At 68.4% G+C, this 25,389-nt stretch carries 25 protein-coding genes; 15 read left to right on the top strand and 10 right to left on the bottom strand.

What is annotated here, in order from left to right:
• Positions 1 to 557: 557 nt before the first annotated feature.
• The 9 genes from ABD743_RS00125 (at position 558) to ABD743_RS00085 (ending at position 11,310) form a co-directional block, all read left to right on the top strand.
• Entirely contained in the window at positions 558 to 2,684 is a 2,127-nt protein-coding gene (locus ABD743_RS00125; RefSeq protein ID WP_344717471.1) for a family 10 glycosylhydrolase, read from the top strand.
• Between the two features lie 101 nt (positions 2,685 to 2,785).
• Entirely contained in the window at positions 2,786 to 4,072 is a 1,287-nt protein-coding gene (locus ABD743_RS00120) for an ABC transporter substrate-binding protein (RefSeq protein WP_344717469.1), read from the top strand.
• A gap of 10 nt (positions 4,073 to 4,082) precedes the next feature.
• Positions 4,083 to 5,015, top strand: coding sequence for a carbohydrate ABC transporter permease (locus ABD743_RS00115; protein WP_344717467.1), 933 nt, complete (start codon positions 4,083 to 4,085; stop codon positions 5,013 to 5,015).
• A 1-nt stretch (position 5,016) separates the two neighbouring features.
• Positions 5,017 to 5,913 carry a carbohydrate ABC transporter permease gene (locus tag ABD743_RS00110; protein ID WP_344717465.1) on the top strand — a complete coding sequence of 299 codons (897 nt, stop codon included), beginning with the start codon at positions 5,017 to 5,019 and terminating at the stop codon, positions 5,911 to 5,913.
• Positions 5,914 to 6,138: 225 nt separating this feature from the next.
• Entirely contained in the window at positions 6,139 to 8,262 is a 2,124-nt protein-coding gene (locus ABD743_RS00105; RefSeq protein ID WP_344717463.1) for an alpha-amylase family protein, read from the top strand.
• 794 nt (positions 8,263 to 9,056) lie between these two features.
• Positions 9,057 to 9,251 carry a hypothetical protein gene (locus ABD743_RS00100; RefSeq protein ID WP_344717461.1) on the top strand — a complete coding sequence of 65 codons (195 nt, stop codon included), beginning with the start codon at positions 9,057 to 9,059 and terminating at the stop codon, positions 9,249 to 9,251.
• 519 nt (positions 9,252 to 9,770) lie between these two features.
• Positions 9,771 to 9,980, top strand: a complete 210-nt coding sequence (locus ABD743_RS00095; protein WP_344717458.1) for a hypothetical protein — start codon at positions 9,771 to 9,773, stop codon at positions 9,978 to 9,980.
• Between the two features lie 34 nt (positions 9,981 to 10,014).
• A complete protein-coding gene (locus ABD743_RS00090; RefSeq protein WP_344717456.1) occupies positions 10,015 to 10,227 on the top strand; it encodes a hypothetical protein in 213 nt (70 codons plus the stop codon).
• A 261-nt stretch (positions 10,228 to 10,488) separates the two neighbouring features.
• Positions 10,489 to 11,310 (top strand): hypothetical protein, encoded by an 822-nt coding sequence (locus ABD743_RS00085; protein WP_344717454.1) that lies wholly within the window; start codon positions 10,489 to 10,491, stop codon positions 11,308 to 11,310.
• An 809-nt stretch (positions 11,311 to 12,119) separates the two neighbouring features.
• Here ABD743_RS00085 and ABD743_RS00080 read toward each other — a convergent pair.
• Positions 12,120 to 12,989: a tyrosine-type recombinase/integrase gene (locus tag ABD743_RS00080; RefSeq protein ID WP_344717452.1), complete on the bottom strand. Its 870-nt coding sequence runs from the start codon at positions 12,987 to 12,989 to the stop codon at positions 12,120 to 12,122.
• 78 nt (positions 12,990 to 13,067) lie between these two features.
• On the opposite strand from ABD743_RS00080, the gene ABD743_RS00075 reads away from it, so the two are divergent.
• On the top strand, positions 13,068 to 13,295 hold the full coding sequence (locus tag ABD743_RS00075; RefSeq protein WP_344717450.1) for a hypothetical protein: 228 nt from the start codon (positions 13,068 to 13,070) through the stop codon (positions 13,293 to 13,295).
• A gap of 55 nt (positions 13,296 to 13,350) precedes the next feature.
• On the opposite strand, the gene ABD743_RS00070 is transcribed toward ABD743_RS00075, so the two are convergent.
• Genes ABD743_RS00070 through ABD743_RS00050 form a run of 5 tightly spaced genes read right to left on the bottom strand, consistent with a single transcriptional unit; the run spans position 13,351 to position 18,590 of the window.
• Positions 13,351 to 14,175, bottom strand: a complete 825-nt coding sequence (locus tag ABD743_RS00070) for an ABC transporter ATP-binding protein (RefSeq protein WP_344717448.1) — start codon at positions 14,173 to 14,175, stop codon at positions 13,351 to 13,353.
• A complete protein-coding gene (locus ABD743_RS00065; RefSeq protein WP_344717445.1) occupies positions 14,172 to 14,987 on the bottom strand; it encodes an ABC transporter ATP-binding protein in 816 nt (271 codons plus the stop codon). Before ABD743_RS00065 ends, ABD743_RS00070 begins: the two co-directional genes overlap by 4 nt.
• Positions 14,988 to 15,017: 30 nt before the next feature.
• A complete protein-coding gene (locus ABD743_RS00060; RefSeq protein WP_344717443.1) occupies positions 15,018 to 15,929 on the bottom strand; it encodes an ABC transporter permease in 912 nt (303 codons plus the stop codon).
• Positions 15,926 to 17,011 carry an ABC transporter permease gene (locus ABD743_RS00055; RefSeq protein WP_344717441.1) on the bottom strand — a complete coding sequence of 362 codons (1,086 nt, stop codon included), beginning with the start codon at positions 17,009 to 17,011 and terminating at the stop codon, positions 15,926 to 15,928. The genes ABD743_RS00060 and ABD743_RS00055 overlap by 4 nt, the downstream gene beginning before the upstream one ends.
• Positions 16,986 to 18,590, bottom strand: a complete 1,605-nt coding sequence (locus ABD743_RS00050) for an ABC transporter substrate-binding protein (RefSeq protein ID WP_344717439.1) — start codon at positions 18,588 to 18,590, stop codon at positions 16,986 to 16,988. Before ABD743_RS00050 ends, ABD743_RS00055 begins: the two co-directional genes overlap by 26 nt.
• 161 nt (positions 18,591 to 18,751) lie before the next feature.
• On the opposite strand from ABD743_RS00050, the gene ABD743_RS00045 reads away from it, so the two are divergent.
• Positions 18,752 to 19,336: an Lrp/AsnC family transcriptional regulator gene (locus tag ABD743_RS00045; protein ID WP_344717438.1), complete on the top strand. Its 585-nt coding sequence runs from the start codon at positions 18,752 to 18,754 to the stop codon at positions 19,334 to 19,336.
• On the opposite strand, the gene ABD743_RS00040 is transcribed toward ABD743_RS00045, so the two are convergent.
• A complete protein-coding gene (locus ABD743_RS00040) occupies positions 19,333 to 19,692 on the bottom strand; it encodes an avidin-fold protein (RefSeq protein WP_344717437.1) in 360 nt (119 codons plus the stop codon). The genes ABD743_RS00045 and ABD743_RS00040 overlap by 4 nt on opposite strands.
• A 461-nt stretch (positions 19,693 to 20,153) precedes the next feature.
• On the opposite strand from ABD743_RS00040, the gene ABD743_RS00035 reads away from it, so the two are divergent.
• Positions 20,154 to 20,999 (top strand): enoyl-CoA hydratase/isomerase family protein, encoded by an 846-nt coding sequence (locus ABD743_RS00035; protein ID WP_344717435.1) that lies wholly within the window; start codon positions 20,154 to 20,156, stop codon positions 20,997 to 20,999.
• A gap of 589 nt (positions 21,000 to 21,588) precedes the next feature.
• Here the strand turns inward: ABD743_RS00035 and ABD743_RS00030 are convergent.
• Positions 21,589 to 22,173 (bottom strand): ATP-binding protein, encoded by a 585-nt coding sequence (locus ABD743_RS00030; RefSeq protein WP_344717433.1) that lies wholly within the window; start codon positions 22,171 to 22,173, stop codon positions 21,589 to 21,591.
• A gap of 30 nt (positions 22,174 to 22,203) precedes the next feature.
• Positions 22,204 to 22,704 carry a GNAT family N-acetyltransferase gene (locus tag ABD743_RS00025; protein WP_344717431.1) on the bottom strand — a complete coding sequence of 167 codons (501 nt, stop codon included), beginning with the start codon at positions 22,702 to 22,704 and terminating at the stop codon, positions 22,204 to 22,206.
• Positions 22,705 to 23,353: 649 nt separating this feature from the next.
• Here ABD743_RS00025 and ABD743_RS00020 point away from each other — a divergent pair.
• Complete coding sequence (locus ABD743_RS00020; RefSeq protein ID WP_344717429.1) at positions 23,354 to 24,163, top strand: lysyl oxidase family protein; 810 nt, start codon at positions 23,354 to 23,356, stop codon at positions 24,161 to 24,163.
• Positions 24,164 to 24,234: 71 nt separating this feature from the next.
• The gene (locus ABD743_RS00015; protein ID WP_344717428.1) at positions 24,235 to 24,537 is read left to right on the top strand and encodes a hypothetical protein; all 303 of its coding nucleotides are present in this window, start codon (positions 24,235 to 24,237) and stop codon (positions 24,535 to 24,537) included.
• Here ABD743_RS00015 and ABD743_RS00010 read toward each other — a convergent pair.
• Positions 24,508 to 24,780 (bottom strand): hypothetical protein, encoded by a 273-nt coding sequence (locus ABD743_RS00010; protein WP_344717426.1) that lies wholly within the window; start codon positions 24,778 to 24,780, stop codon positions 24,508 to 24,510. The genes ABD743_RS00015 and ABD743_RS00010 overlap by 30 nt on opposite strands.
• On the opposite strand from ABD743_RS00010, the gene ABD743_RS00005 reads away from it, so the two are divergent.
• Positions 24,754 to 25,020 (top strand): sensor histidine kinase, encoded by a 267-nt coding sequence (locus ABD743_RS00005; protein ID WP_344717424.1) that lies wholly within the window; start codon positions 24,754 to 24,756, stop codon positions 25,018 to 25,020. The two genes, ABD743_RS00010 and ABD743_RS00005, sit on opposite strands and share 27 nt — an antisense overlap.
• The last annotated feature ends 369 nt before the right edge of the window (positions 25,021 to 25,389 follow it).

Below are 25,389 nucleotides of genomic sequence, written 5' to 3'. Positions count from 1 at the left end.
CTATCCCACCCGGGTGCCCTATCACCGCCGGAGCCGGTACCTGGGTGACCTCAACCGGTTCGGCATGGTCAACGAGGCTGCCCGGCGGAGTCCCCGCGCTGGGCCGCGCTGTACATCGTGGCCTGCGCGCGAGCCAGCTCGGCCGGCAGGCGGCGGGGCCGGCCAGGTGCGCTGTGGCCGCAGTCTCGGAGGTCGTGCGGCTGAAGATAGCCGCGGGGCGCAGCGGCCCGAGGCCGGTCAGCCGCTCCAGACACGACTTTCGCAGTGTTTCGGGCCACCCGTACTCGTTGGCCAGTCGCTGCTCGATCACCCGGTCACCCGGGGGAATCTCGCCGTTCATGATCCGGGTGCGCAGCGACTCAAACGGGGCTTCTGCCAGCGACGACGGACCCCAGCTTGATGTGCGTGGGCACGCTGCTGCACCTCCTCAAACGCCCTTCCCGGGCATCATCGCACGCCAGTAGAGACAGCACGTCAGACACTCGGGGCCAACCTTGCCAACAGAACGTCATTCAAGTACATATGTCTGACAATTACCGTCGGCGAGAGGTCATTTGATGTCGATCGACGAGCAGCCTGCGGCCGAGCGCCTGCGCTCCCCGCTGTGGTTCCGCAGCGCCACCCGTTGGACCCAGCTCACCTTTACCGACGACGACCCGGCACGGCTGGACGTCGACTTTTGGCTCGATGTCATGCGCCGGACCCGGTCCAACGCCTTGTGCCTCAGCGCGGGTGGTTACCTGGCCTTCTACCCGACCCGCATCCCGTACCACCGGCGCAGCCGCCACCTCGGCGACACCGATCCGTTCGGTGCCGTGGTGGCCGGCGCCCGCGCATTGGGGATGCATGTGATGGCCCGGGTGGACCCGCACGCGGTGCACCAGGATGCCGCCGACGCCCACCCCGAGTGGCTGGCCCGCGACGAGAACGGCGAACCCGTCCCGCACCCCTCGCAACCTGGCATCTGGTGGACCGACCCGATCAGCAGCTACCACCGGGAGTTCATTACCGAGGTCGCGCTGGAGATCGTCCGCGGCTACGACGTCGACGCTCTGTTCGCCAACCGGTGGGAGGGACACGGCCGGGTCTCCTACGCCGAGACTGCCGCCCGGGAATTCCGCGCGGACACCGGCTTCGCGCTGCCCCGTGCCGATTCCCCGGACGAGGCGTGGCGCGCTTACACGGGCTGGCGCGCGCGCAAGCTGAGCGAGCTGGTGGTGCGGTGGGATGACGCGGTGCGCGCCGAGCGCGGGCACGTGCGCTTCCTGCCCAACCGGGGCGCGATGCTCACCCGCGACCTGGTGCGCGAGCTCGTCGACGACCGCTACCCGATGTTCGTCGTGGACAAGCAAGGCCGCTGGGGCACCGAGCCGTCCTGGACTCCCGGGCGGATCGGCAAGCGCAGCCGCGGGCTGTTCCCGGAGCGGCCAATCGTGCTGATCACCTCGGTTGGCCCGGAGAGCCACCAGCTGCGGTGGAAGGACGCGGTCTCCAGTCCCCAGGAGCTCACCAGCTGGATCGTCGACGGCTTCGCGCACGGGGCGCTGCCCTGGTTCACCAAGTTCAAGGCCGAGTGCTTCGACACCCGCTGGGTCGAGCCGATCGCTGCCGCCATGCGCCTGCACGAGCTGTGCGAACCCGTGCTGTCCCGGCTGACTCCCACCGCGGAGGTCGTCATCCTGGACAGCCCGCGGTCGAACGGGCTCAACCCGTGGGCGGCGCACAGCGGGCGGACGACGGCCCACGAGGACGGCTTCTACCAGGCCCTGGTGGAAGCGAGGATCCCGTTCGAGTACCTGGCCGACGAGGCGCTGAGCGCGGAGCGGCTGGCCGGCGTCCGGGTGCTGGTGGTGCCGGCCGGTGCCGACCTGGACGCTCAGCAGCGGCAGGTGGTGACGGACTTTGTCGCCGCGGGCGGTGGTGTGGTGGCCGCCTTCGACGCGACCGTGACGGTGAACGGGGACGGGCGTCGCGAGATCGGCCTCGGTCCGCTGTTCGGCGTGCGAATGACGGACGACGTGCGCGGATCGCTGAAGAACACGTACCTGTCCCTGGCGCAGGAGCATCCGATCCGGGTCGGGTACGAGGGGGCGCAGCGCATCGTCGGCGGTACGCACGTGCTGGGCATCGAGGTCGCCGCGGAGGCGGCGGACGAGGTCACGGTGCCGATGCGTTTCGTCCCGGACTACCCGGACCTGCCCATGGAAGAGCTCTACCCACGCGGCGGGCCGGAGTCCCCGGCGGTCGTGGCCCGCACCCACCCGGGCGGTGGGCGGACCGTGTACGCCGCGTTCAACCTCGGGGAGATCTACTGGGAGGCACTGCAAGCCGACCACGCGCAGCTCATCGCCCAGTCGGTGCGTTGGGCGCTCGGGTCAGACCCGGGCCAGGTGCGGGTGGAGGGCAGCGGCCTCGTCGACGTCGCGGTCCGCCGCGGCGAGCGGGAGCTGGCGGTGGCCCTGGTCAACCTCACCGAGCCGATGGCCATGCGCGGCCAGGCCCGGGCGGTGCTGCCGCTGACCGATCAGCAGGTGCTGATGCGCGTGCCCGAAGGCGTGGACACCGTCCGGGTGCGCCACCTCGTCGCGGGCTCCGAGCAGCGGGTGGCGACGGGCGACGACGGCTGCGTCCGCCTTCCGGTCGACCGGCTCGAGCTGCTCGAGGTCGTGCACCTGACCTGGTGAGGCCGCGGGCTGCTCGTCTGAACACACGCCTGACATGCACTATTGACAGACAAGTTGCGTCACTTCAGAGTGGTGTGATCTTCCAACGACGGGAGCAGGACATGCACAAGATCAGCCGGCGGGCGTTGCTCGGCGGTGTCCTGGGTGCGGCCGGGTTGGTGGGCCTGTCCGCCTGCGCGGGTGTCGGAGGGCGCAGCGGCACGGCGAGCACCGTGCGGTATGCCATGTGGGGCAACAACGTCCGTCAACAGAACTACCAGCAGGCCTTCACGGAGATGCAGCAGGCCGTGCAGGGTCTGACGATCGCTCTGGAGTTCGCCGAGTACACGGCGTTCCAGGAACGGATGACGACCCAGATGGCCGCCGGCACCGTCGCCGACGTGTTCTGGGTGCCCTCCCCCAATGTCATGACCTACTACGCCAACGACCTGTACCGCCCGCTGAGCCAGATCGAGAATCTCGACCTCTCTGACTATCCCGCCGAGGACCTGACGGGCTTCGAGCTGGACGGGCAGCTCAATACCCTGCCTTTCGCCATCTTCGTCCCAGTCGTGCGGTATAACGCCACCTTCGCCGAGCAGGACGGCGTCGAGCCGCCCGCCGACTGGACCTGGCAGACGCTCGCCGAGTTCGCCAAGGACTACTCGGCGAACAACTCGCAGGGCCGCAAGGCGCTGGCCAACAGCGCCGACACGGACCTGGGCTTCGAGTACTGGCTGCGCCAGCGCGGGGAGCAGCTGTGGACCCAGGACGGCAAGGTCGGGTTCACCCAGGACGGCCTCGCCTCGTGGCTCGACTACTGGGAGGACCTGCGCAAGGCCGGGGCGACGACCACGCTCAGCGAACAGGACGGCGTCACCGCGGACTGGCCCACCATCGGCGACCGGGTGCTGATGGTGTTCGGCAACTCCAACCACATCATCGACGACGCCCCGCAGTTCCCGGACTACCGGTTCGCCCTGCGGCACCCTCCGGTCGCGGCCGACGCAACAGCGGACTTCCGCTACCTCTACTACCCGCGGATGGCGATCTCGCAGAACGCCGCGGACGAGACGCTCGAGTTGGCCGGCCAGGTGCTGAACTACTGCGTCAACCGGGTGGAGATGCTCAAGACCGTCGGGCTGACCATGGGCGCGCCCACGAATCCGCGGGTGGCCGGGGAGATGGAGCAGTTCGCGAGCCCGGACGAGAAGGAGACGCTGCGGGTGGTCGCCGAGGACCGCGCGGCGCCGCGCGCTCCGCGCTTCGAGGCGCCTGCGGGCTCCGGCAGCTGGCGCACCACCATGACCCGCACGATCGAGGACATCGCGCTCGGCAACACGCCGGTGCCCGCCGCGGCGGGCGCGATGATCACCGAGATCAACGACGCCATTGCCAGGGCGCAGTGAGGCCGGCCCGGTGACCACTCCGCTGGCCGCAGCCCCGGCGGTCGCCCAACGCGCCACCGCGCGGCGCACGCGGTGGCGCGACGAGCTGGTCGCGCACACCTTCATGCTGCCCTGGCTGCTGGGCTTGGTGGCCATCACGGCGCTGCCCATGCTCGCCTCGCTCTACCTGGCCTTCACCGACTACAGCGTGCTGTCCAGTCCCGAGTTCACCGGAGTGCACAATTTCGTCCGGATGGCGCAGGACCCGCGATTCTGGACGTCGCTGCGGGTCACGTTCGTCTACGTGTTCTTCTCGGTGCCGCTGCAGCTGGTGTTCGCCCTGGTGCTGGCGCTCGTGCTGAACACCGGACTGCGCGGCCTGACGATCTACCGCAGCGCCTACTACCTGCCCTCGCTGCTGGGTACCAGCGTCGCCGTCGCGGTCCTGTGGCGGCAGATCTTCGGCAACGACGGTCTGATCAACCAAGGGCTCGCGCTGATCGGCATCCAGGGCACCAGCTGGTTGCAGGACCCGTCGCTGGCGTTGACCACGCTGGTCGCGCTGAACGTCTGGACCTTCGGCTCGCCCATGGTCATCTTTCTGGCCGGGCTGCGCCAGATTCCCGAGGAGCTCTACGAGGCCGCCCGCATCGACGGCGCATCGTCGTTGCGCCAGTTCCGCAGCGTGACCGTGCCGATGCTGACCCCGATCATCTTCTTCAACGTGATCCTGCAGACGATCGGCGCCTTCCAGTCCTTCACCCAGGCGCACGTGGTCAGCGCGGGCACCGGTGGGCCGCGGGACTCCACATTGTTCTACACGCTGTACATCTACCAACAGGCGTTCGTGAACTTCGACATGGGCTACGCCGCGGCCCTGGGCTGGGTGCTGCTGGTGATCATCGCCCTCATCACCGCGCTGCACTTCGCCCTGTCCCGGTACTGGGTCTTCTACGGAGACTGACATGACCGAACAGACCATCGAACGCGCTGCCGCGGCACCCGAGCCGACTGCCGTCGCGGCGCCGGCCAGGGCCCGGCCCCGCCGATCGCTGCTGCGCCACCTCGGGCTGATCGTCTTCGGCCTGTTCATGCTCTACCCGCTGCTGTGGATGACGGTCAGCGCCTTCAAACCGGCCAACCTCGTCCTGACCGACCCGAGCATCATCCCCACCGAGCTCACGCTGGAGAACTTCCGCGCCGGCTGGACCAGCGGCAACCAGCCGTTCTGGGTGTTCTTCGTCAACTCGCTCATCGTGGCGGGCGGCTGCATCATCGGGAACCTGCTGTCCTGCTCGCTGACCGCCTACGCGCTGGCGCGGCTGCAGTTCCGCGCACGGCGGTTCTACTTCGCCGTCGTCCTGGTGACGGTGATGCTGCCGATGCATGTGACGGTCATCCCGCAGTACATCGTCTTCTCCCAGCTCGACTTGGTGAACACGTACGTGCCACTGGTGCTACCCAAGTTCCTCGCCGTGGACGCCTTCTTCGTCTTCCTCATGGTGCAGTTCATCCGCGGGATCCCACGGGAGCTGGACGAGGCCGCCGCATTGGACGGTGCGGGCGCCTTCCGCACCTTCACCGCGGTGATCCTTCCGCTCATGCGCCCGGCCCTGGTCACCACGACCATCTTCACCTTCATCTGGACCTGGAACGACTTCTTCGGCCAGCTGATCTACCTCACCGACTCGGCGGCCTTCACCGTCCCGGTGGCGCTCAGCTCGCTGGTCGACTCCGAGTCGCAGCAAGGGATCGGCACGCTGATGGCGATGTCGCTGCTCTCGCTGGTGCCGGTGCTGCTGTTCTTCGCCTTCGCGCAGAAGCACCTGATCCGCGGGATCTCCACGACAGGGTTCAAGTAGCCGCGGCCTTACCTGACTCTGATCGGACAGTGCGGCTCCCGCTCGCGATCCGTGGGATCCGCGGGGTCATCGGCCTCCGAGGTCGCGGAACCACTCGAGGCGCTCCGGCTCGTTGCCGTCCACGGAGCCGTGGGCCACGGACCGGCGAAGTTGTCGGCAGCGTGCCGCGCAGCCACAGGACGCACCCCACAGTCGACGAGACACCGGACATCCGAGGACGAATCCATGCAGCAACTCAGGTCGGTCGAGCCAACGCTCCCCGGTCTTGCTCGCTCCGCCACCGGGCTCGCAGGGCCGATGCGGTGGGGGCAGCTCACCCTCGCGGAGCGCGATCTCGAGAATTTCGACGCCGACGAGTGGATCGGGCTGTTCGAGCGGACGCGGGTCGACGGCGTGTGCCTGTCGGCGGCGGGCTACGTGGCCTACTACCCGACGGACGTCCCGCTCCACCACCGGAGTGCGTGGCTCGGCGACCACGACCACCTCGGCGACCTGATCGCCGGGGCCCGCGTGCGCGGTATCTCGGTGCTGCTCCGCAGCGATCCGCACGCCGTCCACCAGGACGCGTTCGACGCCCACCCCGAGTGGATCTCCGTCGACGCCGACGGGAACCCGCGGCCGCACCAGTCGATGCCCGGCGCGTGGTTGACCTGTGTGCTCGGGTCGTACGGCCAGGGGTTCATGACCGAGGTCCACCGCGAGATTGCGCGGCGATACGACGTCCTCGGCATCTTCTGCAACCGGTGGGCGGGCAGCGGCATCTGCTACTGCGAGCGGTGTCGCGCCGACTTCCGCGCCTTCTCCGGCTACGAGATCCCCGTGGAGCCCGATCAGGCCGACCCGGCGCAGCGTGCGCTCCACGTGTGGCGGGAGGACCGGCTGCTGGCCCTCATCGACCGCTGGTCGGCCGCCGTCGCCGAGGAGCGCCCCGGAACCGTCTTCATCCCCAACGGCGGCGGCGGCGCGCTGAGTGAGCTCGACACCACCCGGCTCGCCGGTCACGTGCCGGGCCTCTTCGCCGACCGGCAGGCCCGGCACGGGCTCATGGCACTCTGGGCAAGCGGCAAGAGCGCCAAGGAGTACCGCGCGGTCATGCGCGAGAAGCCCGTGGGCGGCATCTTCGGCGTGGGCCTCGAGGAGCGGTACCGCTGGAAGGACTCGGTGCAGTCGCCGTCCGAGTTCCGCTTGTGGGTCGCGGGGCTCATCGCGCACGGCAGTCGTCCGTGGTACACGAAGTTCGGCGGCCACCTTCGCGACCCGCGCTGGATTGACACCGTGGCGGAGATCTACGAAGGCGCCGAGCGGGCCGAGCGCTACCTGCGTAACGAGCGTCCGCTCGCCGAGGTCGGCCTCGTGTTCTCGCAGCAGAACGCGCGCTACTACGGGGGTGCTGACCCGCAGGGGCGCGTTGAGGACCACGTCCTCGGCATGTACCAGGCGCTCGTCGAGGCGCGGATCCCCTTCGAGATGGTGCACGACGGCCTGCTCGACGAGGAGCACCTCCGCGGGATGCGCACCCTCGTGCTCGCGAACGCCGCGGCGCTCTCCGACGGGCAATGCGAGCAGATCCGCTCATTCGTCCGGCGTGGTGGAGCGGTCGTAGCGACCCACGAGACGTCCCGCTACGACGAGCGGGGGGTCCGCCGCGACGACTTCGGTCTGGCCGACCTGTTCGGTGCCACCGGGGCGGGCGAGGTGATCGGCCCGGTCTGCAACTCCTACCTCGAACTCGGTGACGGCCCGGCGGCCACGGGCTTCGACGGGGCCCACTGGATCATCAACGGCGTGTACCGCGTGCCGGTCATCGACACGACCGCACCCGGTGAACGCGTAGACAGCGGCGTGCGACTCGTCCCCGCTTACCCCAACCTGCCCATGGAGGAGCTGTACCCGCGCGAACCGACGGGCGACCAGCAGGTGCTGCTGCGCGAGTACGGCGACGGGCGCGTTGCTTACTTGCCGTGGGACATCGACCGCACCTTCTGGGAGATCCTCAACCCCGACCACGGCCGGCTCATCGCCAACGTGCTCGACTGGGCGACCCCCGGACCGCGCGTCCTCGACGTCCAGGGCCCGGGTCTGCTCGACGTCAGCGTGTGGCAGCAGGCGGGGTCGGTGACCGTGCACCTCGTCAACCTCACCAACCCCATGGCGCTGAAGGGGCTCGTGCGGGAGCTCTACCCGGTCGGGCCGCTCCGGATAACTCTCCGGCTCCCCAAAGCGGTGACGGCGCGTGCGGTGAGCCTGGCGCGCCGTAGGGAGTCGCTGCCGTTCCGGCAGCAGGGCGGCCAGGTGACCATCGAGCTCGACCGGCTCGTCGATCACGAGATCATCGCGATCGACCTCTGACCCGAGTCGCCGCCTGCCGACTATCGCCCGGTCCTGAGCGTGAAGTACGGCTGATTAGTTCGGGTGGCCCAGGCGAGTCTCACCCCTGGGCTCCCACAGAACGGAGCGTGACCGTCTCCCGTCACCCCGCTCTTGTCACCCTGATCACCAGGCATTCGATGTCCATGCCCAGGGGGCGAAGACCCTGGGGTACTGGCTGGTGATGCGCTGCCAGCTTGCCAGGGCTTTGTGGGGGCGGGAGCGGCGCCGGAGGCTGCGCGCCATCGGGACGCGGGTGACCTCGAACTTGGCGAGACGCAGGGGCATCGCAAGGTCCTCTCGGGGAGTTGTCCGGACTGTGGACGCGCATGCACTCCCGAGGTGAGTGACTAACTGCATGACAACCGGTGCGCACGTTCATTGACGGCGACGGATGTCTACGGACAAGTCGGCCGGGTGACCTGCGGAAACGCCCTGACGGGCTGGCCGCTTGCATTGCTTCTCAGTGAAGCGGTCGAACTACATTTCGATTGGGATGAGCACTGTATGTCTGCGGTCACGTAGTCGGTCGGGCCAGCTGCGGTGCTGGCGAGACCACGGTTCGATAGGCCGTGATGCGTTGAGTGTGGGCCTTGCGGAGCGCTCATCCCCGACGAAAGGCCCTGGGGGAGTGCGGCGGCGTCGGGTGCGGGGGTCGGTGCCTCGGCGTCGGCAGGTGGTCGTCCGGTTCTCCAGTGCGGAACTGGGGTTGCTCCGAGAACGTGCGGCGCTTGCTGGCTTTGCGGTTGGTGCCTGGGTCGGGCAGGCCGCGATCGATGCGGGCGGAGCGCGGCACCATCACATCGATCGGGCTTCCGGATTTGTTGCGGCTGCATGCTGACGTCACGCTCGCCGCGCAGATGGCCGGTTCGCACACCGTCGAAGTTGCCGAGCGCGTGGCGTGTCTCCTCGCGCGGCTGGACGTGGTGATCGATCTGGTTGTGGCGGAGTTCGAGCGGGGCAGTCGGTGATTACGAAGGTGGTGCATGGCTGGCGGGTCGGTGGGCTGATCGCCTATCTGATGGGGCCGGGGCGGGCGCAGGAGCATGTGCAGCCGCGGGTGATCGCCAGTTGGGACGGGCGGAACGCGGGTTGGCAGTCGGTGCGGTCCGGGCTGGGGGAGTTCGACCGGGATTTGGGGCCGTTGATCCGTGCAGTGCGGGCGCCCGCTGTCGCGGCCGGTCTGCCGGAGGGCGACGTGGATGGTAAGCGTGGGTATGTGTGGCATTGCTCGGCGCGGGTCGCGGCGGGGGATCGGGTGCTGTCTGATGCGGAGTGGGCTTCGGTCGCACGCGAACTATTCGATGGCCCCGGCGTCGCTACGCAAGGGGACGCGGGCGGCCCCGGTGGGTGGCGATTCGGCGTGCCGATGACCATGTGCATCTTGCGGTGGTGCTGGTGCGGCAGGACTCCTGTCGCAGGTTCTGGCCGAGCCGGGACTTTCCGCGGCTGAGAGAGAGCGGCGGATCGAACAGCGTCTGGGCCTGACGGTGACCAATGCCGCCGATCGGACGGCGGCGCGTGCGTCAGGGCGAGCGGAGATCGAGAAGGCGCGCAGGCAGGGCAGGGAGCCGGCCCGGGCCGAGCTGGCCCGGGCGGTGCGCGTGGCAGCGGTTGCTGCGGATGGTCCTGCGTCGTTCGGTGCGGCGTTGGAGAAGGCGGGTTATCTCGTGGTGCTGCGGTGGGGCACCGTCGGGTGATCCGCTGGGGGACAAGGCTGCCCGTCGAGGAGACATGACCGCGTCGGGTGAGCCGGTGGTTTACAGCGCGAGCAAGTCGGCTGCCGATCTGTCGCTGCCGCGGTTGATGTGGGCATGGGACGAGGCGGCGGAGGGGTCAGCTGCGGCGGCGCCGATGGCGGCGGCGGGTCGAGCGGGCGCGTGTCGCAGTAGGGAGGTGCGCCGCGGTCGAGGTCACGAAGACCCCGACGGGATCGCCCACGCCTGACCGCCTTAGCTGGGTATGGGGATGGGCTGAGCTCCGCTGCGGACGTGTTCGATTGTGGTGCTCGACCCCGACCTCGTTGCCGTGGCGGCAGCGCGGCCACGGATGGCAGCCTATGCGCGTGATGATCACGCGCTGCTTCCGGTCTCCCGCCCAAAGTCTCTCAGAAGTTGAGCGGTCGCTCTGATGGATCCAATGCGATCCAGGGATCTGCGCCGCCCCTACTTGACCGTCTCTGCACTTGCACTTGCCCTGCTTGTCGTTGTGCGCTTCACCCTGCTACGAGCCCCTGGTCCTGACATCGGTGCAGCGGCCATTACCACTGCTGCGCAGGTCGCGGATGCGCTGATTGGTGGCATGGCCGCCTCACTTGCTATCGCTGCGCTCTTCATCTTTGCGTTTCCTCAGCAGGACGAGTCGGAGGAAACCAGGACACTCGCCTCGCGCCAAATCGGCTCCTTTCTTCGATCAGAATCTGATAGCACCAGAGAATGGCTGATCCGCGCCCGCACCGGCATTTATTTTCGAGCACGAACGCTCGGCTGGCTTGGAGAGGCATCCACGCGAAACAACCGAGACATTCGGATCAGGATAACTCTTCTCGACGTGCGCGATCCGGACGTGGTCCGGCGTCATCTGCAATATCGAAATAGTGCAGCAACCGGGGTGTGGGACGTCCGACGTGTCGTGCTCGAAACGTGCGCCACCGTCCTCGCGTGTATTGTGGCACTGGAGCGATACCCGCGCCTTCGAATCGAGCCGGCCCTGAAGCCTGACGTATGGGTTGTTTCACTTGACCTGTCATCGCAACACGTCCTAGTCTGCGGACCGAACACCGGACATCCGGCCATCGTTCACAGCTCCAGCAGCGCGTTCTATGACTCGTTCCGCGGCGAATTCGAGACAAGCTTCGCCCTGGCCACGCGGCTAGATCTGTCGGTCGCCACTACTCATCGCTTCGAGAGCGCGGAACACGTTAGGCGGGCTCTCGATGATATTGGTCTTGGCTCCGCGGTGGAGGGAGTGGACGAATGCATGCAGATCGTTGCTATGATCCAGGCTCCTGAGAGATCGAATCAATACTGACAGCTTGGCGAGGAGCGGATGTGGCTCCGGACTATTGCCAGAGGTGTTTCAGCTTCACGCTCACCGGTTGCCTGTCCGGGCAGGTCGCCGCCTTCCGGCCATAATCGGTCACGGCGGTAGCGGGCCCGGCGTGTGAGCGCGTCCCAGGCCCTCGTGTTCGTGTATGTGTCGAACGACAGGTCCGCTATCTAGACGACTCTCGCAGCGGCCACCAGACCCCGTCGCTGCCGCCAACCTGTCGGCGGGCCCTTCGCCATCGCCACCACTCCGCACCGCACTCCATCACCGGAGAGTTCGTAGCGGTGTACCGCATGCACCCGCTGGTTCGAACTGCCGAAGAACGTGTCCGGAACCTCGTCGGGCGACTGAGCGATAGTGACCTGCGACGGCACACAGATCACGACGACCGGAGCGATCATGGTGAGCCACGGCTCCCAGGTCCCGAACGTGCCCCGCGGCGGCGCGAACGGGTCGTACCTGGCTCCGGATGCGGGCGTCGGCTCTGAGGTTGACCCAACGTGTCTGCGGGCGGTCGAGTCGGTCGAAGGGATCGGAGACTCCGCAGGGCGGACCGCTAATCCGGCCACCGGAGTGGCACTCGCCCTGTAAACGAAGCTGTAAACAAGAGGCCCGCAAACGCGGTTACACGCGTGGGACAAGTTCGGTGCCGTCGGACAATTACCGCAGGTGGGCAGGGGCTTCTTGAGAACGGGCGGGGCGGTTCGGAGCGGACCCTCCCACTTCACACCGAAGAGGTCACTGGTTCGATCCCAGTATCGCCCACCGCCGAACGGCCTGGTCAGGAGCTTCTAATGGAGCTCAGGACCGGGCCGTTTTGCTGTGCGGGGTCGGGGTGTGTGACTAACTGAGTGACTACGGGTTCGGGTGGGGAAGACGCGGTCCATGATGGTTGCGCCGTCGTTGATCACGGGCCGGAGTTGTTTGCGGTAGACGGTCTCGGTGACGGTCGAGCCGCCGGCGTGTCCGACCAGGCGGGCGATGTGTTCGATGGGGACGCCCTCGTCGGACAGTAGGGACACGAAGCTGTGGCGTAGCTCGCGTGGTGTCCAGTCTTTGGCGTTGAGGCCTGCGGCGGTGGCGATTCGGCGGAAGCCGCGCCGCACGTTCGCGGCGTCGAGTGGGGTGCCGGCTTCGGAGGCGAAGACGAGGTCCTGGTCTGCCCAGCGGTCTTTGGCCAGGGTGCGTTGCGTGGTTGTCTGGTCTGGTGCTCGCGGAGCGCGTCGATGCAGCGTTGGGGGAGGGCGAGGGTGCGGCGGGAGGTGCGGGTCTTGGTGTCGCCGCCGGCTCGGACGGAGCGCCAGACCATCATGTGGGGCAATACCGGTGGGCTCGCGTGGGGGTTGCCGTCGAGGTTGACGTGGTTCCAGGTGAGGGCGCGGAGTTCTTCGGTTCGGGCGCCGGTGAGTAGGGACAGCAGTGCGTAGGCGCCCATTGTTGAGCCGGTGGCGTGGTCGACGAGCGCTTGGGCCTGGGGCAGGGTGAGGGCCTTCGAAGGGCGACCGACCTGCCCGGTGGGGGTTTCGCAGAGCAGGACGACGTTGCGTTTGATCTTGTCGCGGGCTCGGGCTCGGGTGATGGCTCGCCGGAGGATGGACTTGATGTCCTGCAGCGTGCGGGTGCTGAGGGTCTCGGCCTTCTCTCGATGAGCCAGCATCCATTCCTACTCTGTTGATCAGGAGCGATGAACGCGAGGAGGTCGCACGGCCCGCGCGAGCGCATTCCGCAGGATCTTCTTGTTGGCCGGCGTGTCTCAGGTGGTCGGCCCGCAGCAGGCGGGCCTCCGGGACGTCGACATGATCGGCAAACGAGCCGTGCGGGACCCCGGCGATTACGCCGGACAGCACGAGGCGCAGCCCCGGATGCAGCCGAACTGGTACGCACTGGGCCGGCGCGCCCTGATGAACGCCGACTCCTACGCGCAGTTCATTCTGACGGCGACCGGCTCCCCGACTCCCCGGTTCTGACACTCGCCCTCGGGACGGCGATCCCCGTGACCGACGCTGTCCTGTCGGCCGGCGGTCAGCGTAGGACCGCCTCCTGCGGGTACCTGGCACCGTCGACGGGCGGTGCAGGCAGCCGTCCAGAGCCATCGGGCACCGGAACCGCCGCCAGCAGCGCTCGCGTGTAAGGGTGCTGCGGATCGCGCCAGATCTCCTGGGCCGGACCCGACTCGACGACCCGCCCCCGGTACATGACGACGAGCCGGTCGGCGATGAGCCGCACCACCGACAGGTCGTGGGAGATGAACAGCAGCCCGGCCCCGCTGTCCACTGCGAGGTCACGCATCAGCGCTGCCACGACCGCCTGCGTCGACGCGTCCAGCGCCGAGATCGGTTCGTCGCCGATGAGGAGGTCCGGGCGCGCCGCCAGTGCCCGGGCGATCGCGATGCGTTGGCGCTGGCCGCCGGAGAACTCGTGGGGGTAGCGGCGGGCGGCGCCGGGATCCAGCCCGACCCGCCGCAGCCACTCCGCGGGCTCGGAGGGCGCCGCACCTCGGATGACGGCTGCGCGCACCCCGTCGCCGATCTGCACCCCGATCGCCCGCCGGGGGTGCAGCGAGGCGTACGGGTCCTGGAACACCATCTGGACGCGGGTGAGCGCGGCCGGGCGGCGGCGCAGCCCGAGTGGTGTGACGGGTGTGCCGTCGAAGGTCACGGTGCCGGACGCGGGCTTCACCAGTCCGCAGACGGCGCGGGCGATGGTGGACTTTCCGCACCCCGACTCCCCCACCAGGCCCACGACCTGACCGGCCTCCACCGCGAGGTCGACGCCGTCGACGGCGCGCACCGGCGGGCGGCCACGGTAGATCACGCGCAGCCCCGTCACGTCGAGCAGCTTGCTCACGTCGCCTCCAGCGCGCGCACGTCGTCGAGGCTCTGCACGCCGCCGGTGGCGCCGGGCAGGCTCGCCAGCAGCGACGCGGTGTAAGGGTGCGCGGGGGCGGTGAACACCTGATGGCGTTCGCCGTCCTCCACGACCTCGCCGTGCCGCATCACCGCGACCCGGTCGGCCACCGCGCTCATGACGCCCAGGTCGTGCGTCACGAGCAGCACGGCCAGGCCCATCTCCGACGCCAGGTCGCGGAGCAGGTGCAGCACCCCAGCCTGCACGGTGACGTCGAGTGCGGTGGTGGGCTCGTCGGCGATGAGGACCTTGGGCGAGCAGGCGAGCGCGATCGCAATGGCGATCCGCTGGCGCTGCCCGCCGGAGAACTGGTGGGGGTAGCGGCGCAGCGCAGCCTTCGGATCGGGGATGCGCACCCTGGATAGCAGCTCGACGGCCCGCTCGCGCGCGGCGGCCCGGCCGAGCCGGAGGTGGTGGCGCAGGTGGTCGGTTGTCTGCGCGCCGACGCTGAGCATCGGGTGCAGGCTCGTGGACGGGTCCTGGAACACCATGGCGATCTCCGTGCCGCGCAGGGCGTTGCGCCGGCCGGGGGGAAGCCCGAGGAGTTCCTGGTCGCCGTAGGTGATGCGCCCCGTGACCTGCGAACTGGACGGAAGCAGTCCCATGACCGCGAGCCCCGTCATCGTCTTGCCCGACCCGGACTCCCCGGCCAGCCCCTGGATCCGACCCGCCTCCAGGCGCAGGTCCACGCCGCGCAGGATCTCGTTTCCGCCGATGGAGAGCGTGAGACCGGCGATGTCCAGCACGGTCATCGGGTCGCCGCCGTCATCGGGTCGCCGCTGTCATCGTGTCTCGGCCTTTCCGAGGACGCCCGCGGTGCGCGGGTCCAGGGCGTCGCGCAGCGCGTCACCGAGGAAGTTGAACGCCATCACGACGGTGAGGATGGCCAGGCCGGGGAACACGCCGAGCCACCACGAGTCGAAGTTCTGGACCGCGGTGGAGACCATTGAGCCCCACTCGGCGGTGGGCGGCTTCGCCCCGAGACCGAGGAACGACAGGCCCGAGAGCAGCAGCGTCGCGGTGCCGATGTCCAGGGTCGCGAGGATCAGCACCGGCCCCACCACCATCGGGACGACGTCGGTGCGCAGCGACCGCAGGGCGGAGAAGCCGAGCAGCCGGTCGGCCAGCACGTAGTCGGCGGTCCGGACGCCCACGACGAGCCCCCGCGTCACGCGGGCGTACGCGGGCCAGGACACGACCAGCGCGGCCAGCACCGCGTTGACCAGGCTCGCCCCGAGCGCCGCGGCCACCACCATGGCGAGGATGACGATGGGGAACGCCATCACCAGGTCGGTCAGCCGCATCACGGTCTCATCGACCCAGCGCCCGAAGAACCCCGCGGCCAGTCCGAGGATGCCGCCGACCACCACCGACAGCCCGACGAGCAGCAGCGCGAGCGGCACAGTCACCTGCGCGCCGGCCAGCACGCGGGTGAACACGTCGCGGCCCAGCTCATCGGTGCCGAACCAGTGCGCGCCGCTGGGCGCCTCCAGGCGGGGGAAGTCCTGGGCCAGCGGGCCGTAAGGCCACAGGGCGGGCCCGAGTACGGCGACGAGGATCCACAGAGTCGCCACCGCTGCGCCGGTGACGCCCAGCGGGGTGCGCCAGGCCTGGGGGACCCCCTTGCGGAACCGCGCCCGCAGACCGCTCGAGCGCAGCGGATCCGTGCTGATCGCGTCTGATAGTGAACTCACGTGACCCGCACCCGAGGGTCGATCACGCCGTAGAGCAGGTCGACGACCAGGTTGATCACGACGTAGATCACACCGACGACCAGCCCCACACCCATCACTCCCGGAAGGTCGAGGTGCGACGCCGCCTGGTAGGCGTAGGAGCCCATGCCCGGCCACGAGAAGATCTGTTCCACCAACACCGTGCCCGACAGTAGAGCGCCGAACGCCAGGCCGACCACCGTCAGGATCGGCACCAGCGCAGCGCGCAGCACGTAGCGCACGAGCACGGTGTGCCCCGGCAGCCCCTTCGCCCGGGCCGAGCGGACGTAGTCCTGGTCGAGCACCTCCAGCACGGCGGAGCGGGTGAAGCGGGTGAGCAGCCCCACCGTGTAGAGCGTCAGAACCAGCGTGGGCAGCATCAGGTGAGCGACGGCGTCGCCGAACGTGGTCCACTGCCCGGCGAGCAGCGAGTCCACCGTGTACAGGCCGGTCACGTCCGGGGGTGGCGTGGTGGCCGGGGAGAGCCGGCCCGACCCGGGGGCGATGTCGAGCTTGTAGGAGAAGACGTAGAACGCCACCATCGCCAGCCAGAACGTCGGCACGGAGATGCCCACCAACGACACCAGCCGCAGCGCGCTGTCGGTCAGGTGCCCGCGCCGCACCGCGGCCACCACCCCCAGGCCGACACCGATCAGGATCGACAGCACGATCGCGCCGATCGCGATCTCCAACGTGGCGGGCACTGCGCCCGACAGGTCCGCCACGACCGGCCGGTGGGTCTGCTGCGACTCCCCGAGGTCGCCACGCAGCAGGTTCCCGAGGTAGGTCACGTACTGCTCCGGCAGCGGCCTGTCGAGCCCGTAGTGGGCGCGGTAGGTCGCGACGATCGTCGGGTCCTCGGCCGCCTGCTGCCCCAGGTTGGCCGCGACGGTGTCGCCGGGCACGAGGTTGGTCAGCACGAACGTCACCAGCGTGACGCCGACGACGAGCAGCGCCGACACCACGATGCGACGTAGCACGTATCGGGCCAGCGGGTGGCCGGCCCGGTACGCATCCCTGTCCGCGCCCTCGACGGGACTACTTGGGTCCGATGGCACCGACATCGACCGTCCAGATCGGGTTGTACGCAGCTCCCGTCACCGACGTCGCCGTGACGATGTTGGACGGCGGCTGCACGAGCGGGATGAACGGGCCGGAGGCGTTGAGGCTCTGCTGGAACTGCTGGTAGACGGCATCGCGCTGCGCGGTGTCGACCGTCGCCCCCGCCGTGGTGGCCACCGTGTTGATGTCCGGCGCCGCGGTGGCGGGCCAGTTCGCGCGCTTGCCGATCAGGCCGTCGGGGGCGAAGGCCAGGTAGTTGGAGGGGTCCGGGAAGTCCGGTCCCCAGTACCAGAGCCCCATCTGCTCCTTGCCGTTGCGATAGTTGTCCAGTTCGGTGGCCACGGGGGCAGGCGCCAGGTCCACGGCGATGCCGGCGGCGGCGAGCTGGGACTGCAGCCTCTCGGCGAGCGTCTGGAAGCTCAGGCCGTTCAGCGTGAGGTCGCTCGGGTAGGCGAGCTTGGGCTTCTGGTTCGCCATCCCGCTGGCGGCGAGATCCGCCTTGGCTCCCTCGACGTCCTGCTTGAGGGCGTCGGCGGCGGGCAGTGTCCCCGCGATCATCGACGGGATGACGCCAGCGGGCTGCACGGAGCCCGTTCCGGCCACACCCAACAGCCCGGTGTAGTCGATGGCCTTCTTCACCGCCGATACGTACTGGGGGTTGCTGGTGGCGGGCGAAACCTCGGCGCTCTGGTTGAGCAGCAGGAAGATCGTGTACGCGGACGCGCCGCTGGTGACGGCGACCTTGCTCGTGTCGAGACCCTTCACCTGGTCGCCCGAGAGGTCGAGAGCGACCTGGGAGTCGCCCTTCTGGACGTTGAGCGCCTGGGTGGCGGCCTTGACGTTGCGGATCACGACAGTGCCGTAAGCGGGCTTGTCCGGGCCGTTGTACGCCTCGTTGCGGGTCAGTACGGCCTGGCTGGCCACGTCGAGCGACTTGAGGACGTACGGGCCGGATCCCGCCGACGCGCTGTTGAGGTACCCCTCGGCGGCGTCCTTGTCGTCGGTGGTGCCGCCGTGGGCCGTCACGACCTTCGAGTTGACGATCGACAGCGCCGGGTTGGGCAGGATGAACGGCAGGGCGGGGTTCGGCTTCGCGCTGGTGAGCACCACCGTGGTGGCGTCCTTCTTGGCCACGGTGACGCCGTCGAGCAGGAACGACGGGTTGCCCTTCAAGCCGATGAGGCGCTGCAGGGAGAACACCACGTCGTCTGCGGTGATCGGGGTGCCGTCGGAGAAGACACGCCCCTGTGCCAGGGGCAGGGTCAGCGTCGTCGCGTCCGGCGAGAGTTCGTAGGACGTCGCGAGCTCGCCGACCGGCTTGGTCAGGTCGTTGTTCGCGAAGGTCAGCAGCGTCTCGTACATGCCCTTGGTGAGCATCTGACCGGTCAACTCGTACTCGCGGCCGGGGTCGATCGTCTTGAGGTCGAAGCTCGAGTCGACGACGAGCGTGCCGCCGCCAGAACCACCGCCGCCGTCCGGCGAGCCGGACCCGCAGGCGGCCACGGTCACGGCCGCGAGCACGGCGGCCGCAGCCAGCGCCACCGAGCGGCCGCGGCCGCGGATGGACATCGGACCGGTCATATGTACCTCCGCGCACACGCTTGTCGCGGCTCGACGGATTGCGCCCGCAGACAGCGTCAACTAGACGATTCGGCAGCATCCTGCTGCACTGGTCGCAGCTCGTCCAGTAACAGTCGATCACGTCGGACGAACTTGATCTGACGCGGCCAGAGAGGGCAAAAATGTCCAGAGGCAAGGATGCCGACACCCCATCAACTGGACGAACCGCTGCTCCACTGGACGACGTCGACCAGCGGATCCTCGCCGGACTACGGAGCGACGGCCGAATCTCGATGTCGGCGCTTGCCGATCAGGTGGGGGTCTCCCGTGCCACGGCCTACACGCGCGTTGAGAACCTCCTCACCTCCGGCGTGATCAGCGGCTTCAGCGCCCAGGTCGACCCGCGCAAGGTCGGGTTCGGGATCTGCACGCTCGTCTTCGTCACGGTGAGCCCGCAGACGTGGGCCTCGTTCCGGCGGCGGGTGACGGAGATGAGCCAGGTCGAGTACTGCGCCGTCACCACCGGCCAGCACGATGCGATGTTGCTCGTCCGCGCCCGGGACGTGGCCGAGGTGCACCACTTCGTCACCGACGTGCTGTCCCTGCTCCCCGAGATTCGCGCGGTGGAGTCGGTGCTCGTGATGGACGAGGTGGTCCGACGGCCCTTCCTGCTGCCACACGACGTCCCGACTTCTCCGCCCCCGACACAGCAGGTAGGCATGACGCGGTTCATCCGGGCCGGCGAGGACCACGCCGGGCTCGACTAGGACCGGATTTCCGCACAGACACTGACCTGGTCGCCGTCGGCCGTGCGAAAGTCCTCCACCAGCCGCAGGCCCTCGTCGTGCGGCTCGATACGGCTCTCGGCCGCACCGCCCACCACCTCACCCGTAGCGTCGACGACGTGCGTGAAGCGGATAGAGATCCGCCGCCCCACACGCGTGCCGACGAAGCGGCCGATACGTACCGTATCGCCTTCGTACTCTCCCCAAACCATGCCGTCGCGCTCGTGGTAGTCGAAGACCGTGGGCGAGGACGGATCGACCTCGCTCGCAGTCGACGACACCATGGCGAACCGCAAGCCGTCGAGGTCGATATCGGAGGCAGATCGGATGAAGGCCATATCAGGATCATGGCCCACCCGCGAGTGGACCATCAGACACGGAGGGATCCGCCGACAGACAACTCGTATCGGAACGCGCGGTAGCACCTGAGGATGGCGCCACACATCCCCGCGAAGTTCGTGCAGCCACCACGGCCCTGCCGGGCCCGCAACCACCGTGGTGGCACCCGATGAGCTCGACGATCGAGGCTGCCACGCAGGTGCTGGTGATCCCTGTGACGGGGGGCGGGGGCTGCGTGTTGATCATTGTGGCGGATCTGTTCTGCGGGGGCAGGGGCTCCGCGCTCGGCGCGGCCGTGATGCCGGGCGTACAGCTGCGCTACGCGGCCAACCACCGGCGCACCGCGGTGGAAACCCACGCACAGAATCACGGCGTACGGTCGCTGGCAGGTGAGGGCGGAAGACACCACAGGACCCCCGAGAAACGCCGATCCGGACGATCCTGGCGAAGACGAGGAACCGTGAGCGACGAGAGCCTGATCACGACCGTGTTGGACCGCGGGGTGGCGACCGTGACGATCGACGCGCCGCCGATCAACGTCATGAGCCGTGAGCTTTTTCGCGAGCTTCGACGGTTTTGCACCTGGGTGTCGACGCAGAACGACGTCCGTGTGGTGGTGTTCCGAAGCGCCGACCCCGAGTTCTTCATAGCGCATTTCGACGTCGAGCTCCTGCTGGAGCTATCCGCGAGCGAGGAGCCCATCTCTGTGGGGAACGAGCTCAGCCCGTTCCAACAGATGTGCGAACGGCTGTGCACCATGCCGAAGGTGACAATCGCCGAGATCGGGGGACGGGTCGGGGGCGGGGGAAGCGAATTCAGCGCTTCCTGCGACATGCGCTTCGGCGCTATCGGCCGCACGGTCGTCAATCAGATGGAGGTCGCACTCGGCATCCTCCCCGGCGGCTCGGGCACCCAGCGCCTTCCCCGGCTGATCGGGCGCGGCCGGGCGATGGAGATGATCCTCGGAGCCCAGGACCTCGACGCCGAGACGGCTGAGCGGTGGGGATATCTGAACGCGGCCGTCGAGCCGGACCTGCTCCGCCAGCACGTCGACAACCTGGCGCACAGCATCGCGAGCCATCCCGTCGACGCCCTCGTGCGGGCCAAGCGGTCGGTCCTCAACACCGAAGAACTCCCGCTGCGCGAGGGGTTGATCGAGGAGGCCCGGCTGTTCGAGGAACTCCTGCAAACCGACGCCGCGCGAGCCGTCATGACCGCGTTCCTGCAGATGGGCGGCCAGACGCGGGACGGCGAGGTGGAACTCGGTTCGCTTCTCGACCGACTCCGGTCGGCCTTCGACCCGTGAGGCCCGCCGTCGACCACGTGACCGCACACGGTCCCGACGCACCCGGGCGGTATCAGAAGGGCATCGAATGGCTTCACCTGAAGTCGGTCGGTTTGCCGGACCGCATGGAGTTCATGGGTGCCTGACGGCTGCGAGCGGCCCACCCCGTAGCCGGCGAATCCCACCGTTCACCTGCGTCTCGCAGGGCACACCTGGGCGTCGACCACCGCTTCGTCGTCGACGATCCGCGCGCGGACCGGGCGGAACTCCGGCCTGGGTGCGGTCACCGCGCGGCAGGACTGTGATGAGGCACGACTCATGTGGTCGGCCAGGCCTCTGATCAGGCCAGCGGTTCGGTGGGCCAGGCCGGTGCCGGCGACCAGCGACGACATATCCAACGCCAGGGCACGAATGGTCTCGGCCAGTGAATCTTTCGGGTCAGTCGTGGTCACCGGCACCGACCATGGCAGCGATCAACGAGTGACCGCCGCAGGCCAGCATCAGCCGGACTGCGTGTCGCGAAACCTGGTGTCCGCAGCAGCGGTGTCGAGACGACGGACTCGAAGAAGATCCCACCGCTGATCGCGATGTCGGGAGAATGTCAGTCTCTTCATAGCCGAAGCCGGCACCAGGGGCGCTCATGGTTTGAGCAACCAACAGAAGTCTCACAGTGGGTTTTGCCGGTGCCGGGCGGGCCGAGGAAGACCTCGTTCTCTCGTGCGGTGATGAAGTCCAACGTGCCCAGATGCGAGATCGTCTCTCGTTTGAGCGAGCGTTGGTGGTCGAAATCGAAGTCCTCCAAGGACTCTCGGACAGGGAACCGGGCAGCGCGGATGCGTCCCTCCCCGCCGTGGGCCTCGCGGGCGGCGACCTCGCGTTGCAGGCAGGCGGCGAGGAACTCCTCGTGGGTCCAGCTTTCCGTGCGGGCGCACGAGCGCGGGCCTGCGCCAGCAGCCGCAGCAGCGTCTCCCCGGGGTCGACGTCCGTGCCGCCCAGGCCGAAGGAGTTGATGTCGGCGTCGATCGCCTGCAGCGCGAGCCGGCGTTCCGCCGCGGCCTTGGCCTGTGGGGATGCGCCACCGTGGTTGCGGCAGACCAGCTGGCCGCACATGGGCGGGGTTCGTGCACTGCTCGCCATTGCGCTTGCGGCCTTGCACTGGCGTTCCGCGGGGCCACCTCCCGGGACGGGGGTTCATGGTTCAGCGGCCCCACTAGCTGTGGGTCGGCTAGTCGTCCTCGGCGGGCAGCGCGCACCGCATCAGCCAGGTGTCGGCGGTGCCTTGGGCTATGACCGCCGCCGTCTCGCTGTCTCGTCCCACCCAGCGGTGCTCGTGCGGGCCGACAACTACGTAGCCCAAACGCTCGTAGAGGCGGCGGGCGCCAGCGTTGGTGACGTCCACGTCGAGGCTGGTGGCCCTGGCACCGCGATTTCGGCACAGTCGGTGAGCCTCCTGCCAGAGGCTCGTTCCGATCCCCTTGCGGCGTTGGTTCGGTAATACTTCGCCGCCGTAGATCCATGGGTTAGGGGCATCGCATCCGCCATTCCAGCGGATCGATACAGCGCCGATGACGTGGCTGTCCAGCTCGGCGACCAGGAGCGTCTCACGGGCCTCGTCCGCGTTACGGAGGCGCCAGGCGCGACGGTCGGGATCTGGGACGAGGCTCGCGAGGTCGGCGCCATCACCGGTCTTCGCGGACCTGATCAACCAAGCGTCGTTGGCGCCCATGCGGTGAGCGTCTCGCCCGGGGTGCGCGAAGGGCAAATGCGATCGGCGGGAGGTGTCGGCGGCGCCTGTTGTGATGGCTCTGACCCATGCAGTGACGCTTGATAAGGCGCCAACCCGGCCAGGGTGTCAGAGGTGGGTCGGAAAGGCTCAGAAGCGCCCAGCCGCCGCCGATAGGGTGAGCCGCGGCGCGGCTGGCAGCTATAACAAGGAGTCGAATCCGCTGGCCGCGGCCACACGTTCGATCCCAGCCGCGGCGGTCACGCGCCCGGCCGCCTTGCCGCCCTGCATGCGCTGGGTGAGCATCGCCGCGCCGCAACCCGAACCAGCAGGTCCTCAGCGACCACGAGCGCATCCTCGGACCGGGCCATCCCGAAACCCTCGCTAGCCGGAACAACCCCGTCGGCACTCGGGAGCGGTCCAAGCGTCGTTACCGGCGATCGCAGTGAGACCACGATGTCACCAGGCCTGCGCCGTCGCACCAAGCCGTACTACCTCTGCAGAGAAACGATGCTGGTACGGAAGGGAATGAACTGAACACGCTAAGGGGCAGTCAACCCGCGAGGGAAGCGGCAGGCACTTCCAACCGTGCGAAGTAATGTGGTCCGGCGTACCCTGCCATTCGTGCCCCACGGTTGATGAAGGTGATCGGATGGGAACCCATCGAGTCAGACTGGAACATCGTGCTTTCTCGATTATGTCCGGCGTCGTGCTCGCCGCGACAACGGCTTGTGCGGGCGGAACGAGCCCCACGGTTCCGGCGCCGGGCTCGTCGGCAGCGGTACCGATAGATCCTGCTGTGAACACGGTCGCGGCGAACGCCCTGCTTCCCGACCTTGTGATGCTGCCGCTCACCGAATTCCGCCTCGCTCAGGACAATGGGCGGCCGACACTGAGGTTCTCCGCGCTCGCCAAGAACATCGGCGAAGGGCCTTTCGAGTTGACGGGTTCCCGCCCCGGCACCGGTACGACTGACATGGACGTAATTCAGACGGTGCATCACGCCGACGGAGGGAAGGAGACCATCCCCACCGATGCGGTGATGCACTTCTCCGTTTTCGACGACCACGATCATTTCCACGTCCAGGACTTCGAGGGGTACTGGCTCGCCCCGGTCGGTGTTGCCGCTGCGGGTCGCGGGAATAAGGAAGGCTTCTGCATCGAGGAGGATCTTCGGCAGGACGGGCAGGTGCCGAAAGGTTACGGCGACTGCGGGGAGGATCATCCGGAGCTCCTGACCGTTCAACAGGGCCTCGCGGTCGGCTGGGTGGATCGCTACGCGTGGAATCTGGAAGGTCAATTCGTCTACCTCGACGGCCTGACTCTCCCCGGCGAATTCTGCGTCTCCGCAACGGCCGATCCGAGGAGCTTTTTCACGGAGGAGACGCGAAGTAACAATACTACATCGGTTTCGGTCCGAATCTCGAAGATGAGCGTAGACGTGATCAAGAAAGGCTGCTGACGGAGTCTGCTGATACTTGCTGACTTCCGGGCGGTCGCCGACCCGCTGGCCGACATCGCCGCGGTGCTCGAGTGCACAAGTGCCTGCCCACGCAGGAGGTGCTGTCCCTGCTGGCCGCGTGGTACTGCGCCACGTACGGGCAGCTGAGAAGGAGGACGGCCAGAGACACATGTACCTCGGGCAAGCACCGGTGGCCGAACATGGCCATGCTGACGCCCGGCGGCTGCTGCGCGGACTGCGTGGCCGACATGGGGCTCCGGCGCCCGGACGAGCACAGCGTGTGGCTCGGCCGCGTCAAGGAGGAGACCGGCCCCTCGACGTGGCAGAGCCCCCGGCTCACTCAGTTAAGCCGGGGCTTCGTCGTGTTCGCCTAGCTCGACGACCTGGCCACCCAGGCGACCACCGCTCTGGACGAGCTGCGCGAGCTCGCCCGCGGCATCCACCCGGCGATCCTCGCCGGCGGCGGCCTGCCCCCCGCGCTCAAGACCCTCGCCCGCCGCTGCCCCGTCCCGGTCGAACTCGACGTCCGCCTCGATGGCCGGCTGCCCGAGCAGATCGAGATCGCCGCCTACTACCTGGTCGCCGAGGCGTTGACCAACACGGCCAAGCACGCCCACGCCTCGACCGTCCACGTCGAGGCCTACACCATCAGAGACGCCGGCGGCGACCTGCTGCGGGTCCGGGTGCGCGACGACGGCCGCGGCGGCGCCGACGTCACCGGCGGATTCGGCCTGCTCGGGCTCAAGGACCGGGCGGAAGCACTGGGCGGCCGGCTCATGGTGCTCAGCGCCCCCGGCACAGGCACCACCGTGCACGCCGAGCTCCCGCTGAGCCGGGCCCACGCCGTCCCCGGTTGACTGAACCGGCACCGTGGCCATCCCCGACGTCATGGGCGCCGAGGACGCATGAGGCTGTTCGGGTCGGTCGACTGCCGGAGCTCTCGCGGAACCAGGCCAACCACGATGCGAGGTGGCAGGCGGAGCCCGCCATGTTCTGACGGTGTGGGAGGCGTCACGCTGACACCAACACCAAACAGGCAGCTCCGGAGCTCTCGCACGGCGATCCAACGCCGTAACAACGTCGGAAGCCGTAGCCGCTGGGAACATCGCAGTACTTCCGTTGGATCTACACAACGTCGGCAGGAAGACTGCCCTACGAGGACGCGGGTCGCGTCCCGTCGAGTGGTGTAGCTCGGTCCGGGTGAGGCTCTGCGGTTCAGATCATGC

This window comes from Pseudonocardia yunnanensis (assembly GCF_039534065.1).
Taxonomy (GTDB): domain Bacteria; phylum Actinomycetota; class Actinomycetes; order Mycobacteriales; family Pseudonocardiaceae; genus Pseudonocardia; species Pseudonocardia yunnanensis.
Note: the sequence above shows the minus strand (reverse complement) of the source record. Positions and strands in the feature narration are given on the sequence as shown.

Coding starts and splice junctions, on each gene's coding strand:
- ABD743_RS00125 (WP_344717471.1), top strand. CDS start 558: ATGTCGATCGACGAGCAGCCTGCGGCCGAGCGCCTGCGCTCCCCGCTG.
- ABD743_RS00120 (WP_344717469.1), top strand. CDS start 2,786: ATGCACAAGATCAGCCGGCGGGCGTTGCTCGGCGGTGTCCTGGGTGCG.
- ABD743_RS00110 (WP_344717465.1), top strand. CDS start 5,017: ATGACCGAACAGACCATCGAACGCGCTGCCGCGGCACCCGAGCCGACT.
- ABD743_RS00105 (WP_344717463.1), top strand. CDS start 6,139: ATGCAGCAACTCAGGTCGGTCGAGCCAACGCTCCCCGGTCTTGCTCGC.
- ABD743_RS00100 (WP_344717461.1), top strand. CDS start 9,057: ATGCGGGCGGAGCGCGGCACCATCACATCGATCGGGCTTCCGGATTTG.
- ABD743_RS00090 (WP_344717456.1), top strand. CDS start 10,015: ATGACCGCGTCGGGTGAGCCGGTGGTTTACAGCGCGAGCAAGTCGGCT.
- ABD743_RS00080 (WP_344717452.1), bottom strand. CDS start 12,989: ATGGATGCTGGCTCATCGAGAGAAGGCCGAGACCCTCAGCACCCGCAC.
- ABD743_RS00065 (WP_344717445.1), bottom strand. CDS start 14,987: ATGACCGTGCTGGACATCGCCGGTCTCACGCTCTCCATCGGCGGAAAC.
- ABD743_RS00055 (WP_344717441.1), bottom strand. CDS start 17,011: ATGTCGGTGCCATCGGACCCAAGTAGTCCCGTCGAGGGCGCGGACAGG.
- ABD743_RS00050 (WP_344717439.1), bottom strand. CDS start 18,590: ATGACCGGTCCGATGTCCATCCGCGGCCGCGGCCGCTCGGTGGCGCTG.
- ABD743_RS00045 (WP_344717438.1), top strand. CDS start 18,752: ATGTCCAGAGGCAAGGATGCCGACACCCCATCAACTGGACGAACCGCT.
- ABD743_RS00040 (WP_344717437.1), bottom strand. CDS start 19,692: ATGGCCTTCATCCGATCTGCCTCCGATATCGACCTCGACGGCTTGCGG.
- ABD743_RS00030 (WP_344717433.1), bottom strand. CDS start 22,173: ATGAACCCCCGTCCCGGGAGGTGGCCCCGCGGAACGCCAGTGCAAGGC.
- ABD743_RS00025 (WP_344717431.1), bottom strand. CDS start 22,704: ATGGGCGCCAACGACGCTTGGTTGATCAGGTCCGCGAAGACCGGTGAT.
- ABD743_RS00020 (WP_344717429.1), top strand. CDS start 23,354: ATGGGAACCCATCGAGTCAGACTGGAACATCGTGCTTTCTCGATTATG.